Annotated in this window: 14 protein-coding genes; 13 read left to right on the top strand and 1 reads right to left on the bottom strand. The window is 67.0% G+C overall.

Annotated elements, in window-relative coordinates:
- The first annotated feature begins 129 nt into the window (after positions 1–129).
- The 13 genes from HOP58_RS09685 to tatC all read left to right on the top strand — a co-directional run bounded on the left by HOP58_RS09685 (position 130) and on the right by tatC (position 12,631).
- A complete protein-coding gene (locus tag HOP58_RS09685) occupies positions 130–2,367 on the top strand; it encodes a primosomal protein N' (RefSeq protein WP_234260179.1) in 2,238 nt (745 codons plus the stop codon).
- Positions 2,368–2,502: 135 nt separating this feature from the next.
- Positions 2,503–4,188, top strand: a complete 1,686-nt coding sequence (gene argS / locus HOP58_RS09690) for an arginine--tRNA ligase (protein ID WP_234260180.1) — start codon at positions 2,503–2,505, stop codon at positions 4,186–4,188.
- 3 nt (positions 4,189–4,191) lie between these two features.
- Positions 4,192–4,917, top strand: a complete 726-nt coding sequence (locus HOP58_RS09695) for an SPOR domain-containing protein (protein WP_010630121.1) — start codon at positions 4,192–4,194, stop codon at positions 4,915–4,917.
- Between the two features lie 207 nt (positions 4,918–5,124).
- The gene (gene hslV / locus HOP58_RS09700) at positions 5,125–5,643 is read left to right on the top strand and encodes an ATP-dependent protease subunit HslV (protein WP_010630122.1); all 519 of its coding nucleotides are present in this window, start codon (positions 5,125–5,127) and stop codon (positions 5,641–5,643) included.
- 11 nt (positions 5,644–5,654) lie between these two features.
- Positions 5,655–6,977: an ATP-dependent protease ATPase subunit HslU gene (gene hslU, locus HOP58_RS09705; RefSeq protein WP_234260181.1), complete on the top strand. Its 1,323-nt coding sequence runs from the start codon at positions 5,655–5,657 to the stop codon at positions 6,975–6,977.
- A gap of 209 nt (positions 6,978–7,186) precedes the next feature.
- On the top strand, positions 7,187–7,570 hold the full coding sequence (locus HOP58_RS09710; RefSeq protein WP_234260182.1) for a DUF971 domain-containing protein: 384 nt from the start codon (positions 7,187–7,189) through the stop codon (positions 7,568–7,570).
- A 123-nt stretch (positions 7,571–7,693) separates the two neighbouring features.
- Positions 7,694–8,461, top strand: coding sequence for a bifunctional demethylmenaquinone methyltransferase/2-methoxy-6-polyprenyl-1,4-benzoquinol methylase UbiE (gene ubiE / locus HOP58_RS09715; RefSeq protein ID WP_234260183.1), 768 nt, complete (start codon positions 7,694–7,696; stop codon positions 8,459–8,461).
- A 7-nt stretch (positions 8,462–8,468) separates the two neighbouring features.
- Positions 8,469–9,107 carry an SCP2 sterol-binding domain-containing protein gene (locus HOP58_RS09720; protein ID WP_234260184.1) on the top strand — a complete coding sequence of 213 codons (639 nt, stop codon included), beginning with the start codon at positions 8,469–8,471 and terminating at the stop codon, positions 9,105–9,107.
- Positions 9,107–10,729 (top strand): ubiquinone biosynthesis regulatory protein kinase UbiB, encoded by a 1,623-nt coding sequence (gene ubiB / locus HOP58_RS09725; protein WP_026038327.1) that lies wholly within the window; start codon positions 9,107–9,109, stop codon positions 10,727–10,729. Before HOP58_RS09720 ends, ubiB begins: the two co-directional genes overlap by 1 nt.
- A gap of 30 nt (positions 10,730–10,759) precedes the next feature.
- Entirely contained in the window at positions 10,760–11,095 is a 336-nt protein-coding gene (locus HOP58_RS09730) for a phosphoribosyl-ATP diphosphatase (RefSeq protein WP_010630128.1), read from the top strand.
- 46 nt (positions 11,096–11,141) lie between these two features.
- Positions 11,142–11,402: a Sec-independent protein translocase subunit TatA gene (tatA, locus tag HOP58_RS09735; protein WP_010630129.1), complete on the top strand. Its 261-nt coding sequence runs from the start codon at positions 11,142–11,144 to the stop codon at positions 11,400–11,402.
- Between the two features lie 6 nt (positions 11,403–11,408).
- Complete coding sequence (gene tatB / locus HOP58_RS09740) at positions 11,409–11,855, top strand: Sec-independent protein translocase protein TatB (protein ID WP_010630130.1); 447 nt, start codon at positions 11,409–11,411, stop codon at positions 11,853–11,855.
- The gene (gene tatC, locus HOP58_RS09745; protein ID WP_234260185.1) at positions 11,852–12,631 is read left to right on the top strand and encodes a twin-arginine translocase subunit TatC; all 780 of its coding nucleotides are present in this window, start codon (positions 11,852–11,854) and stop codon (positions 12,629–12,631) included. Before tatB ends, tatC begins: the two co-directional genes overlap by 4 nt.
- Positions 12,632–12,736: 105 nt before the next feature.
- On the opposite strand, the gene elbB is transcribed toward tatC, so the two are convergent.
- Positions 12,737–13,399: an isoprenoid biosynthesis glyoxalase ElbB gene (elbB, locus tag HOP58_RS09750; protein WP_234260186.1), complete on the bottom strand. Its 663-nt coding sequence runs from the start codon at positions 13,397–13,399 to the stop codon at positions 12,737–12,739.
- Positions 13,400–13,486 lie beyond the last annotated feature (87 nt).

Consider the following 13,486-nt stretch of genomic DNA (forward strand, 5'->3'; position numbering starts at 1 on the left):
AGGCACCGCATACGGGTTGTCTTTTCGTACAACGTTGAGTCGTTCAACCAACCGGTAGCCGCGGGCCCGAGCCAATGAGCTGGCGCCACGACGGCCGGATATTCTAGCAGAGTCGATGCCGGAGGCCAATTGCCCGACTCCATCTCCTCGCTTCCGCCTCGCGTGCTTCGCGTCGCGGTGCCCAGCCCCTTGCGACGCATGTTCGACTACCGTCCGTGCCGCGAGGCGCCTGCCTGCGGCTGGCAGCCCGGCATTCGCGTACGCGTGCCGTTCGGGCGGCGCCAGGTGGTCGGCGTGGTGGTGGAGTGCAGCGAGCGCAGCGACTTCCCCTTGGAGCAGCTCAAGCCGGTGGAGTGCTGGCTGGACGCCGAGCCGCTGCCGGAGGACTGGCTGTGGCTATGCCGCTTCACCGCGCGCTACTACCAGCATTCGCTAGGCGACACCCTGCATCAGGCGATGCCCGTGCTGCTGCGCCAGGGCCGCCCTTTGGCCGGCCGCATGCGCGAGCGCTGGCAGGCCCTGGTGGAGCCCGGTGACGACGACCCGCGCCTGAAGCGAGCGCCGCGCCAGGCCGAGCTGCTGGCCATGCTGCGCCAACATCCCCATGGGCTGCCGACCCAGGCGATAGTGGCCCAGGGCTATTCGCGCGAACAGTTGTCCACGCTGGTGGAAAAACGCCTTGCCGTGCGCGAAGAGATTCCCCTCACCGCCGCCGAACCCGCCACCGAGCAACTGCTTGCCGAGCCGGCGCTACCGCTCAACCGCGAACAGGCCCAGGCGCTGGCAACGATCCACGAACGCCTCGATGCCTTTCATCCCTGCCTGCTGCACGGCGTCACCGGCAGCGGCAAGACCGAGGTCTATCTGCAGCTGATCGAGGCGGTGGTCGCCCGCGGTCGCCAGGCGCTGCTGTTGGTGCCGGAGATCGGTCTGACACCGCAGACCCTGGCACGTTTCCGGAGCCGCTTCCGGGTGCCGGTGGTGGCGCTGCATTCGGGGCTCACCGACAACGAACGCCTGGACGCCTGGGAAGCCGTCGCCAGCGGCCGCGCGCCCATCGTCATCGGCACGCGCTCGGCGATCTTCACGCCGCTGGCACGCCCCGGCGCCATCATCGTCGACGAGGAGCACGACGGCTCGTTCAAGCAGCAGGAGGGCTTGCGCTACCATGCCCGCGACCTGGCAGTGGCCCGCGCCAAGCATCACGCCATCCCGCTGGTACTGGGCAGCGCCACGCCCTCGCTGGAGAGCCTCTATCACGCCGAGCGCGGCAACTATCGGCACCTGCGTCTGACCCGTCGCGCCAGCCGCCATGCCCCGGCCCGGCTGGAGCTGGTCGACCTGCGCGGCCGCCCGCGTCAGGGCGGGCTCATCCCGCCGGCCATCGAAGCGATTCGCACGACCCTCGCAGCCGGACATCAGGTGCTGGTATTCATCAATCGTCGCGGCTTCGCACCGACCCTGGCCTGTCACGCCTGCGGCTGGCTGGCCGACTGCGACTCCTGCGACGCGCGCATGACCCTGCATCGCCAGCCGCCGATGCTGGCTTGCCACCACTGCGACAAGCGCCGCCCAGTGCCGGATGCCTGCCCCGACTGCGGCAGCGCCGACCTGCGCCCCTTGGGCAGCGGCACCGAGCGCACCGAGGAGACCCTGGCCACGCTCTTCCCCAAGGTACCGGTGCACCGTATCGACCGCGACAGCACGCGGCGCCGCGATGCCTTCGAGCGCACCCTCGCTGAGGTCAGGCGCGGTGAGCCCTGCCTGCTGGTGGGCACCCAGATGCTGGCCAAGGGCCACCATCTGCCCCACGTCACCCTGGTGATCGTGGTCAATGCCGACGCCGGGCTCTATGCCAGCGACTTTCGCGCCCTGGAGCACAGCGCCCAGCTGCTTACCCAGGTGGCCGGCCGTGCCGGCCGTGCCGCCCACCCCGGCCGCGTGCTGGTCCAGACCCTGCACACCGACGATCCGCACCTGCGCCTGCTCGCCGAGCACGGCTACGACGCCCTGGCCAGCCAACTGCTGGCCGAGCGTCGCGCCGCCGCCCTGCCGCCGTTTCGCTTTCTCGCCCTGCTGCGCCTGGAGAGCCCGCGGGAAGAGGCGGCAGCGGCACTCGGCCTCGAGGCGGCCGCGATGCTGCGCGAATGGCTCGGCGAGCACGCCCCCGACGTGAGCTGCCTGGGGCCCGTGCCCGCGCCCATGGAACGGCGCCAGAACCGCTATCATATGCAGTTGATGCTGAGCGGCAGTCGGCGCAGCCAACTGCACGCCGCCTGCGCCCGGCTCACCGCCTGGTTGGAGGCTTCGCCCGAGGCCCGGCGGGTACGCTGGTCGCTCGACGTCGACCCGCAGACGCTGAGCTGAACGCACGACCTTTAAAGCCGCGGCACAATTGCCGATAATGGCCGACCAGCCAAACTTTCGTGGCCGCGCCTTTTCGCGAGTGCCTTGTCACCGTCACCATCTCGTGCGCCAGCCGCTACAGGACATAACCGCTTCATGAAAGAGACGATCATTTCCCTGCTCGAGAACGCCATCGACACGCTCAAGCAGCAGGGCGCCCTGCCCGCCGACGTCACGCCGACTCTCAAGGTCGACCCGACCAAGGACAAGGCCCACGGCGACTACGCCACCAACCTGGCGCTGATGCTGGCCAAGCCGGCCGGCAAGAAACCCCGCGAACTGGCCGAGGCGCTGATCGCCGCGCTGCCGCAGAGCGACGCCGTGGAGAAGGTGGAGATCGCCGGCCCCGGTTTCATCAACTTCTTCACCGCCACCGATGCCGCCGCCCAAATCGTGCGCCAGGTGCTCGACGCCGGCGACACCTTCGGCCGCAGCCTGGCCGGTCGCGGCCGCAAGGTGCAGGTGGAGTTCGTCTCCGCCAACCCCACCGGCCCGCTGCACGTGGGCCACGGCCGTGGCGCCGCCATCGGCGACTGTATCAGCCGGCTGCTCGAGGCCACCGGCTATGACGTGACCCGCGAGTTCTACTACAACGACGCCGGCGCTCAGATCGCCAACCTGGCCCTCTCGGTGCAGGCCCGCGCCAAGGGCCTGACGCCCGACGACGACGCCTGGCCCGCAGACGGCTACCGCGGCGACTACATCACCGAGGTGGCCAACGACTACCTGGCCGGCGAGACGGTGCACGCCGACGACCGTCACGTCACCGCCAAGGGCGACCCGGACGACCTCGATGCCATCCGCGACTTCGCCGTGGCCTGGCTGCGCCGCGAGCAGGATCTCGACCTCAAGGCCTTCGGCGTCTCCTTCGACGTCTACTTCCTGGAGTCCTCGCTCTATCGCGAAGGCAAGGTGGAAGAGGCGGTGGAACGCCTGATCGCCGGCGGTCACACCTACGAGCAGGACGGCGCCCTGTGGCTGCGCACTACCGACTTCGGCGACGACAAGGACCGGGTGATGCGCAAGTCCGACGGCAGCTACACCTATTTCCTGCCCGACGTGGCCTACCACCTGAACAAGTGGCAGCGCGGCTTCGAGACCGTGATCAACGAGCAGGGTGCCGACCACCACTCCACCGTGACCCGGGTGCGCGCCGGCCTGCAGGCGCTGGAAACCGGCATCCCTCAGGGCTGGCCCGACTACGTGCTGCATCAGATGGTGATGGTGACCCGCTCCGGGGTAGAGGTGAAGCTCTCCAAACGCGCCGGCAGCTACGTCACCGTGCGCGACCTGATCGACGAGGTGGGCCGCGACGCCACGCGTTTCTTCCTCGCCGCGCGCCGCGCCGACTCGCAGCTCACCTTCGACATCGACCTGGCCCGCTCGCAGTCCAACGACAACCCGGTCTATTACGTGCAGTACGCCCACGCCCGGGTGTGCAGCATGCTGCGCAAGGCCGAAGCCCAGGGCCTGGGCTTCGATCACGACTTGGCCATGGTCAGCCTCGGCAAGCTGGAAGAGGATCAGGAAAAGGCGGTGATGAACCGCCTGGCACGCTTCCCCGAGGTGGTCGCCCATGCCGCGGCCTCGCGGGAGCCGCAGCAGGTGGCCCAGTATCTGCTCGACCTCGCCGCCGAGTTCCACTCCTGCTACAACGCAGTGAAGGTCATGGTCGACGACGACGAGCTGCGCAACGCTCGCCTGGCCTTGGGCCTGGCCACGCGGCAGGTGCTGCGCAACGGTCTCGATCTGATGGGGGTCAGCGCCCCGGAGGAGATGTAAGTCATGGCCACCCGTCGCACGCCCAAGAGACGCGGCGCCACCACCAGCCGCAAGCGCGCCCCCGCCAGAGGCCAGGGCTTTCGCCTGCCCGGCTGGCTATGGGCATTGGGCGGCGTCATCGCCGGCTTCCTGCTCGCTCAGCACCAGCACGGCACCGCACCCTGGCAGGAGGGTAGCGACTCGCCGCTGGCCAGGCTGATGCCACGCACGCCGACCGAGACCGTCGAGCCGGCGCCGAGCGTCGAGCCGCGGGAACCGCGCATGCCGACCTTCGAGTTCTACACCCTGCTGCCTGAAGAGGTGGTAGCACCGCGGGAGGTGGCCTCCACCGCCTCGCCGCCGGAACCGACGGTCAACGTGCCGCCGCCGATCGAGCCCAGCGCCGCCGCCGAGCCGGCACCGGCCGACGATCCCATCGCCCAGGTCATCGCCGCCAACCTGCGCGACGAGGTCAACGCCACGCCGGAGAGCGAAGCGGCGGCCCCGGCAGGCACGCGCTACATGCTGCAGGCAGCCTCGTTCCGTGAGCCTGGCGATGCCGAGCAACTGCGCCAGCGTCTGCGCAACTTGAGTCTGATGGCCCAGGTCAGCCAGGTGCAGTCCGCCGACGGTCAGACCTGGCACCGGGTGATGGTGGGGCCGTATGAAGACACCCGCGAGCTGAATCGCGCCGAGGATCTGATGACGACCCAGGGCATCACGCCGCTGCGTCACCGGGCCACCAACTGAGGAAACACGGCACCATGCCTGGTCGAACGCATCGCTGCGTTGCGCGGTCCATGACAACGGACCTTCCAGGCATGGGCGGTTGATCGGTGCGCTTGAATTCGCCTGCCGCCGCCCACACCTACCCTGAACGCTCTTGTCCGGCCCCCGATTGTCATGGGGCGCCGAAAGTCACCGGGAGCCCCGGCTCCCCGTTACGGAGTTATCTCCATGACCACGATCGTTTCCGTACGCCGCGGTGACCAGGTTGCCCTGGCCGGCGACGGCCAGGTATCGCTGGGCAATACCGTGATGAAGGGCAACGCCAGCAAGGTGCGCCGCCTCTATCGCGGCCAGGTGCTGGCAGGCTTCGCCGGCGGCACCGCCGACGCCTTCACCCTGTTCGAGCGCTTCGAGGCGCAGCTTGAGAAGTACCAGGGCAATCTGGTCAAGGCCGCCGTGGAGCTGGCCAAGGACTGGCGCACCGACCGCGCTCTGCGCCGTCTCGAGGCGCTGCTGGCCGTGGCCGACAAGAACGCCTCGCTGATCATCACCGGCAACGGCGACGTGGTGGAGCCGGAGCGCGGCATCATCGCCATCGGCTCGGGCGGCAACTTCGCCCTGGCCGCGGCCCGCGCGCTGCTGGAGAACACCGATCTCTCGGCCAGGGAGATCACCGAGAAGTCGCTCGCGATCGCCGGCGACATCTGCGTGTTCACCAACCACCACGTCACCCTCGAAACGCTGTGAAGGCCGCCACCATGTCCCAGATGACACCCCGCGAGATCGTCCACGCCCTGGATCAGTACATCGTCGGTCAGCAGGACGCCAAGCGCGCCGTGGCCATCGCCCTGCGCAACCGCTGGCGGCGCATGCAGCTCGACGACGACCTGCGCCCCGAGGTCACGCCCAAGAACATCCTGATGATCGGCCCCACCGGGGTGGGCAAGACCGAGATCGCCCGCCGCCTGGCCAAGCTCGCCCGCGCCCCGTTCATCAAGGTCGAGGCGACCAAGTTCACCGAAGTGGGCTATGTCGGCCGCGACGTGGAGTCGATCATCCGCGACCTCACCGAGGCCGCCATCAAGCTGGTACGCGAGCAGGCCAAGGACGAAGTGCGCCACCGCGCCGAGGACGCCGCCGAGGATCGCATCCTCGACGCCCTGCTGCCGCCGCCCCGCGGCCAGGAAGACAACCCCCGCAGCGACAGCTCGACGCGCCAGATCTTCCGCAAGAAATTGCGCGAGGGCGATCTCGACGACAAGGAGATCGACATCGAGATCACGCCCCAGGGCCCGGGTATCGACATCATGACCCCGCCGGGCATGGAGGAGATGACCAGCCAACTGCAGAGCCTGTTCTCCAACATGGGCCGCCACAAGACCGAGACCCGCCGGGTCAAGGTCAAGGATGCCTTCGCCCTGCTGCGCGACGAGGAAGCCGCCAAGCTGGTCAACGAGGAGGAGATCAAGCACCGCGCCATCGACGCCGTGGAGCAGAACGGCATCGTCTTTCTCGACGAGATCGACAAGGTGGCCAAGGGCAGCGGTCAGTCCAGCGGCGGCGAGGTATCCCGCGAGGGCGTGCAGCGCGACCTGCTGCCGCTGATCGAGGGCTCCACCGTCTCGACCAAGTACGGCATGGTCAAGACCGACCATATCCTGTTCATCGCCTCCGGCGCCTTCCACCTGTCGCGCCCCTCGGACCTGATCCCCGAACTGCAGGGCCGCCTGCCGATCCGGGTCGAGCTCGAGGCGCTCACGCCAGAGGACTTCAAGCGCATCCTCACCGAGCCCTCCGCCGCCCTGACCAAGCAGTACAAGGCACTGCTGGCCACCGAAGGGCTCGACATCGAGTTCACCGAGGACGGCATCGAGCGCATCGCCGAGATCGCCTGGAAGGTCAACGAGGGCACCGAGAACATCGGCGCACGGCGCCTGCACACGGTAATGGAGCGGCTGCTCGAAGAAGCCTCGTTCAAGGGCGGCGATTTCGGCAGCCCGCTGTCGATCGACGCCGCCTACGTCGACTCCCAGCTCGGCGAACTGGCCATGGACGAGGATCTGTCGCGGTATATCCTTTGAGACGAGCGCTGTAGCTGTAGTTGATGGTACTGCTCGGTTCGCCAGTGTCGCAGCAGCGAGGCCTACATGAGCGCAGCGCCGGGGACAGGTCGTAGCGGAGGTCATTCGCCAGGGATGGCGAATGTAGCGCCCAGGGATGGGTTCACAGCGCCTCCGCGAAGTGCCTGTCGCCGGACAGCTGCGCTTCACCAACGCAAGCGGAGTCCTGCATGACAGCCCCCATCCCCAGCAAGATTCACTACCACAAGAAGGCCCGCGAGCTGGAGCTCAGCTACGCCGACGGCGAGAGCCACCGCCTGCCGGTGGAGTATCTGCGGGTCTACTCACCCTCCGCCGAGGTGCGCGGTCACCATCCCAGCCAGGCCGTGCTGCAGGTCGGCAAGAAGGACGTCGGCCTCAAGAACATCGAGCCGGTGGGCCGCTATGCCGTCAAGCTCGTCTTCGACGATGGCCACGACAGCGGCATCTTCAGCTGGGAATACCTGCATGAGCTGATCGAGCACCGCGAGGCCTACTGGTCCGATTATCTCCAGCGCCTGGAAAAGGCCGGGGCCAGCCGCGCACCGCTGGGCATCGAGATCAAGCAGCTGTGATCGAGAGCAAGCAGCTCCAGTAGCCCCAGCAGGTCAAAGACAAGGCAGCCGGGGGAAGGCTACAATGTGGCCCATCATGAGGCCCAGCCTCACCTTTCGCAGCGATTCGGGAGCCTTTCACGCATGAGCCCTCACTCCACCCCCGGGGACCAGCGCACGACTCACTTCGGCTACCAGGAAGTGCCGATCGAGGAGAAGGCCTCGCGCGTGGCCGACGTCTTCCACTCCGTGGCGGCGCGCTACGACGTCATGAACGATCTCATGTCGTTCGGCATCCATCGGCTGTGGAAGCGGCTTACCATCGAGCGCAGCGGGGTGCGCCCCGGCCACAGCGTGCTCGACATTGCCGGCGGCACCGGCGACCTGACGCTCAAGTTCTCGCGCATGGTCGGCCCCCGCGGCCGGGTGGTACTGGCCGATATCAACGAGTCCATGTTGCGGGTCGGGCGCGACAAGCTGCTCGACAACGGCGTCGGCGGCAACGTCGAATACGTGCAGGCCAACGCCGAGTGCCTGCCGTTTCCCGACAACAGCTTCGATTGCATCACCATCGCTTTCGGCCTGCGCAACGTCACCGACAAGGACGCCGCTCTGCGCTCCATGGCCCGGGTGCTCAAGCCCGGCGGCCGCCTGCTGGTGTTGGAGTTCTCCAAGCCCAACAACCCCGTGCTGAGCCGCGCCTACGACGAGTACTCCTTCCGGCTGCTGCCCACCATGGGCCAGATGGTGGCGGGCGATGCCGACAGCTATCGCTACCTGGCCGAGTCGATTCGCATGCATCCCGACCAGGAGACGCTCAAGGCGATGATGGAAGCGGCCGGCCTCGAACGGGTCGAGTACACCAATCTCACCGGGGGCATCGTCGCCCTGCATCGCGGCATCAAGCTTTGAGGGCGCAATGACCTTGACCCCGACCCTGCTGCTGGCCGGCATCGAGCGCACCCTCAATGCCCTGCTCGCCCGCGACATGGCCGCTCCCACACGCCTGTCACGGCTGGCCGGGAGCCGGCTGCTGCTGCGCCTGGAGCGTCCGGCGCTGACGCTGCTGATCGGCTTCCACCCGCATGGCGTCGACCTGATGCGCCAGGACGATCCCGACGAGAGCACCGTCGACACCGTGGTCGAACTCGACACCGAAACCCTGGGCGAATTGCTGGGCGGCGAGTCGATGGAGCGCCTGATGTTCCGCGGCCGACTGGCGGTACGCGGACGCGTGCACCTGCTCGAGGAGGTGCGCGACCTGTTCTTCGATCTCGACATCGACTGGGAGGGCGAACTGGCCCGCTGGCTGGGCGACGTGCCGGCCCACAGCCTGGCCGAAGGGGTCAAGCGCATGGCCCGCTGGGGGCTGCGCGCTCATGAGGAGATGCGTGCCGATATCGCAGAATACGTGTTCGAGGAGGCCCGCCTGCTGCCCGGGCGCCAGCAGCTCGATACCCTGCGCGATCACCTCACCGAGCTGGAAGTGGCCGCCGACCGCCTCGAAGCCCGTCTGAACCGCCTGCGGCGACGGCTGGAAAGCGAGGCCACGGCATGATGCTGCTTCGCCTGCTGCGCATCATCTGGGTGGTCACCCGCTACCGGCTCGACACTCTGCTGCCGCTGCAGCGCCTGCCCTGGTGGCTGCGACTGGCCTTTCTGTTCTCACCGCTGCGCGTGGTACCAGTGGGCCGGCGCACGGGCGGCGAGCGCCTGCGCCTGGCGCTGGAATCGCTCGGCCCGGTGTTCGTCAAGTTCGGCCAACTGCTCTCCACCCGCCGCGACCTGCTGCCCGAGGAGATCGCCGACGAACTCCGCCGCCTGCAGGACCAGGTGCCCCCCTTCCCCGGCGAGGAGGCCCGGGCACTGGTGGAGAGCGAGCTGCGCATGCCCCTCGATGTCGCCTTCGCCCACTTCGAGCCCGAGCCGCTGGCCTCCGCCTCCATCGCCCAGGTCCACGCCGCCCGCCTGCACAGCGGCGAGGACGTGGTGGTCAAGATCATCCGCCCGGCCATCGACCGGGTCATGCGTCAGGACATGGCGCTGATGTACCGCGTGGCCGGCCTGCTGACGCTGCTCCCGGAAGCGCGCCGCCTGCGTCCGGTGGAGGTGGTGCGCGATTACGAAGCGACCCTGTTCGACGAGCTCGACCTGCGCAAGGAAGCCGCCAACACCTCTCAGCTCAAGCGCAACTTCAATGGCTCCCCGCTGCTCTACGTGCCGGCGATCCACTGGTCGCTGACACGCAAGCGGGTCATGGTCCAGGAGCGCATTCACGGCATCCCGGTAGCTGACATCGCCGCGCTCAAGGCCCAGGGCACCGACCTCAAGCGCCTCGCCGAGCGCGGCGTGGAGATCTTCTTCACCCAGGTGTTTCGCGACAACTTCTTCCACGCCGACATGCACCCGGGCAACATCTTCGTCGCCCGCGAGCAGCCCCAGGACCCGCAGTACATCGCCATCGACTGCGGCATCGTCGGCAGCCTGACCCGCGAAGACCAGGACTACCTGGCGCGCAACCTGCTGGCCTTCTTCCATCAGGACTACTATCAGGTCGCCGCCCTGCACATCGAGTCGGGCTGGGTCGGCGAGGAGACCCGAGCCAACGAGTTTGCCGCCGCCATCCGCACGGTGTGCGAGCCGATTCTGGAGAAACCGCTCAAGGACATCTCCTTCGGTCAAGTGCTGCTGGGGCTGTTCCAGACGGCGCGGCGTTTCAACATGGAGGTCCAGCCGCAGCTGGTGCTGCTGCAGAAGACCCTGCTCAACATCGAGGGCCTGGGGCGCCAGCTCTATCCCGACCTCGACCTGTGGAGCACCGCCAAGCCCTACCTGGAGCGCTGGATGCAGGAGCGCGCCGGTGCCGTGGGCCTGTGGGAGTCGCTCAAGCGCCAGGCGCCGGAGCTCTCGCGTCAGCTGCCCGAACTGCCCAGCGTGGCCCACCAGGCCCTGAGCCGCCTCGAACAGGAGCATCGCCAGCGCCGTCGCCAGGCCCTGGCCCTGAGCGGCATCCAGCGCCACCTGCGTGCCGGCCGGCGCGGGGGAAGGCGTTTGCGCCTGGGACTACTGCTGGCGGCCCTGGCATTGGCCTGGCAGCCGCTCACCGAATGGGCTGCGAACCAGCCCTGGCCGGTGCTGGCTGCCGGACTCATCGGGCTCGTGCTGCTGGCCTGGCAATGAACTTGACCCATCGCAACCGGAGCTGCCCGCATGCGTGATATTCTCGATGAACTCTTCGACGTACTGGCCAGCCGCCGCAGCGCCGACCCCGCCGAATCCTACGTTGCCGCCTTGCATGACAAGGGGCTTAACAAGATACTCGAAAAGGTCGGAGAGGAGGCCACGGAGACCCTGCTGGCAGCCAAGGATGCCGAGACCGGTGGCGAAGACGAACGTCAAGCGCTGGTCGCCGAAACCGCCGACCTGTGGTTTCATAGCCTGGTGATGCTGTCGCATCTTGGACTCGACCACCGGGACGTGCTCGACGAGCTGGCCCGGCGTTTCGGAATATCCGGGCACGAAGAGAAGGCCGCAAGGTCAAAGTAAAAATGACTTCCGGATCCGCCGGAATCCCGACTCAGAGGTAACCTTCATGTTAGGTGGCATCAGTATCTGGCAACTGCTGATCGTACTCGGCATTATCATTCTGATCTTCGGCACCAAGAAGCTGCGCAACGTCGGCACCGATCTGGGCGGAGCGGTCAAGGGCTTCAAGCAGGCCGTCAATGAGGAAGAGAAGGATGGCAAGCCTCAGGCCAAAGTGAGCCACGAAGAGCAGCCCAACACCTATGACGTTCGCGCCGAAGAGAAAAAGGCGGCGGACAGCGTCGAGGAACGAGAAGAGCGCAAGTAAGCCTTCATGTTTGATATCGGCTTTCTCGAACTTCTGATTCTGGGAATCGTGGGCCTGCTGGTGCTCGGTCCTGAGCGCCTGCCCAAGGCTGCGCGCACGGCAGGGCTGTGGGTCGGCAAGATCAAGCGCACCGTGTCGAGCATGCAGCGGGAGATCAACTCGCAGCTCGAGGCGGAGGAGCTGCGTCAGAAGCTCAAGGAGCAGCAGAGCAAGCTCGACGAGAGCCTGAACAAGGCCAAGCGCGACGTGGAGAGCATCGCCCAGCCCTACTCCACCTCGACCCCGCGCAAGGGCGACGACGACGCGCCAGCCACACCCGAGCACAAGCCCGACGACGTGGCGCCGCCGCCGTCCGCTTCGGCGCGGCTAGACGAGGCGCTGGCCGAGGTCAGGCAAAGCGACGACGCGCCCTCCTCTCCCCCCGACGATGACAAGGACGCCGCTTCCCGATGAGCGACTCCGACGACAAGCAGGAACTTGGCCAGGCCCCCCTGATCGAGCACCTGATCGAGCTGCGTTCGCGTCTGCTGCGCTCGGTGGTGGCGATCTTCGTGATCTTCCTCGGCCTATACCCCTTCGCCAACGAGATCTACACCTTCGTGGCCCAGCCGCTGATGGGCATGCTGCCGGAAGGCTCGCAGATGATCGCCACCGAGGTGGCCTCGCCGTTCCTGGCCCCCTTCAAGCTGACCCTGGTGGTGGCGGTGTTCATCGCCATCCCCTACGTGCTGCACCAGGCCTGGGCCTTCGTCGCTCCCGGCCTGTACGACAACGAGAAGGCGCTGGCCCTGCCGCTGCTGGCCTCGAGCGTGGGCCTGTTCTATGCCGGTGCCGCCTTCGCCTACTACGTCGTCTTCCCGCTGCTGTTCCAGTTCTTCACCCAGACCGGGCCGGAGAACGTGGCGGTGATGACCGACATCAACCAGTACCTGAACTTCGTTCTCAAGCTGTTCTTCGCCTTCGGCGTGGCCTTCGAGATCCCCATCGCCACCTTTCTGCTGATCGCCTCCGGTGCCACCACGGTGGAGAGACTGTCGAAGAAGCGCCCTTACATCATTCTGGGCTGCTTCGTGGTCGGCATGTTGCTGACCCCGCCCGACGTGATCTCCCAGAGCCTGCTGGCCATTCCCATGTATCTGCTCTACGAGGTGGGCATCCTGTTCGGCCGCCTGGTACGCCGGCGGCGCCGCAAGACGGCCGAGGCCAGCGAAGAGCGCGACGAGGCCTGAGCCCGAAAAACATAAAGCTCGAAACATAAAGCCCGATACGCAAGCGCCCCGCTTCGAAGGAAGCGGGGCGCTTGCATTACCGAATTACCGCATTACCGCCCTGGCTCAGAGATCCATCAGCTCGTCGATACGCTCCACCAGCTTGAAGATGCCGGTGGCGGCCTCGCCGATACGGGTAGCGAGCATGTAGGCCGGGGTGGTCACCACACGGTTCTCGAAGTCCACCACGATCTCCTCCACGCCGCAGCTGCGGTGCAGCCCGCCCATGGAGCTGATGGCGCCGGAAACGCCGGGGTCGTGGCCGATGGTCACGGCGATGCCCGGCCCCAGCAGCTTGGGCACCAGGGCGGGGGCGATGCACATCAGACCGATGGGCTTGCGCGTCTGGTAAAAGGGAGCCAGCGCCTCGACCAGCTCGGGCAGCGGCTCCATGTCACTACCGGCTTCGGCGAAGTTGGAGAGATTCTTGGCCGCACCGAAGCCACCGGGCAGGATGACGGCATCGAACTCATCGACGTCCAGCTCGTCGAGCGGTGCGATATTGCCTCGCGCCAGGCGCGCCGATTCCGTCAGCACGTTGCGCGCCTCACCCTCGACCACCTCACCGCTGCGATGATCGATCACATGGTGCTGCATGATGTCCGGCGCGAAGCAACGATGGCCGATACCCAGTTGATCCAGCCGCAGCAGGGTCAGCGTGGTCTCGTAGATTTCCGAGCCATCCTGGACACCGCAACCCGACAGGATGACCGCCACTTGTTTGCTCATGCCTTTCTCCTTGTTGTGAAGGCGCTTCGAATGAAGGGTTCAGCCTTGGTTCCCGAAGCCAACACTTTAGAGAGTCGTGCGGGGTGC

The sequence above is a fragment of the Halomonas sp. MCCC 1A11062 genome, from assembly GCF_021404355.1.
Taxonomy (GTDB): Bacteria; Pseudomonadota; Gammaproteobacteria; order Pseudomonadales; family Halomonadaceae; genus Halomonas; species Halomonas aerodenitrificans.

Coding starts and splice junctions, on each gene's coding strand:
- tatA (WP_010630129.1), top strand. CDS start 11,142: ATGTTAGGTGGCATCAGTATCTGGCAACTGCTGATCGTACTCGGCATT.
- tatB (WP_010630130.1), top strand. CDS start 11,409: ATGTTTGATATCGGCTTTCTCGAACTTCTGATTCTGGGAATCGTGGGC.
- tatC (WP_234260185.1), top strand. CDS start 11,852: ATGAGCGACTCCGACGACAAGCAGGAACTTGGCCAGGCCCCCCTGATC.
- HOP58_RS09720 (WP_234260184.1), top strand. CDS start 8,469: ATGACCTTGACCCCGACCCTGCTGCTGGCCGGCATCGAGCGCACCCTC.
- argS (WP_234260180.1), top strand. CDS start 2,503: ATGAAAGAGACGATCATTTCCCTGCTCGAGAACGCCATCGACACGCTC.
- elbB (WP_234260186.1), bottom strand. CDS start 13,399: ATGAGCAAACAAGTGGCGGTCATCCTGTCGGGTTGCGGTGTCCAGGAT.
- ubiE (WP_234260183.1), top strand. CDS start 7,694: ATGAGCCCTCACTCCACCCCCGGGGACCAGCGCACGACTCACTTCGGC.
- hslV (WP_010630122.1), top strand. CDS start 5,125: ATGACCACGATCGTTTCCGTACGCCGCGGTGACCAGGTTGCCCTGGCC.
- HOP58_RS09695 (WP_010630121.1), top strand. CDS start 4,192: ATGGCCACCCGTCGCACGCCCAAGAGACGCGGCGCCACCACCAGCCGC.
- HOP58_RS09730 (WP_010630128.1), top strand. CDS start 10,760: ATGCGTGATATTCTCGATGAACTCTTCGACGTACTGGCCAGCCGCCGC.
- hslU (WP_234260181.1), top strand. CDS start 5,655: ATGTCCCAGATGACACCCCGCGAGATCGTCCACGCCCTGGATCAGTAC.
- ubiB (WP_026038327.1), top strand. CDS start 9,107: ATGCTGCTTCGCCTGCTGCGCATCATCTGGGTGGTCACCCGCTACCGG.
- HOP58_RS09710 (WP_234260182.1), top strand. CDS start 7,187: ATGACAGCCCCCATCCCCAGCAAGATTCACTACCACAAGAAGGCCCGC.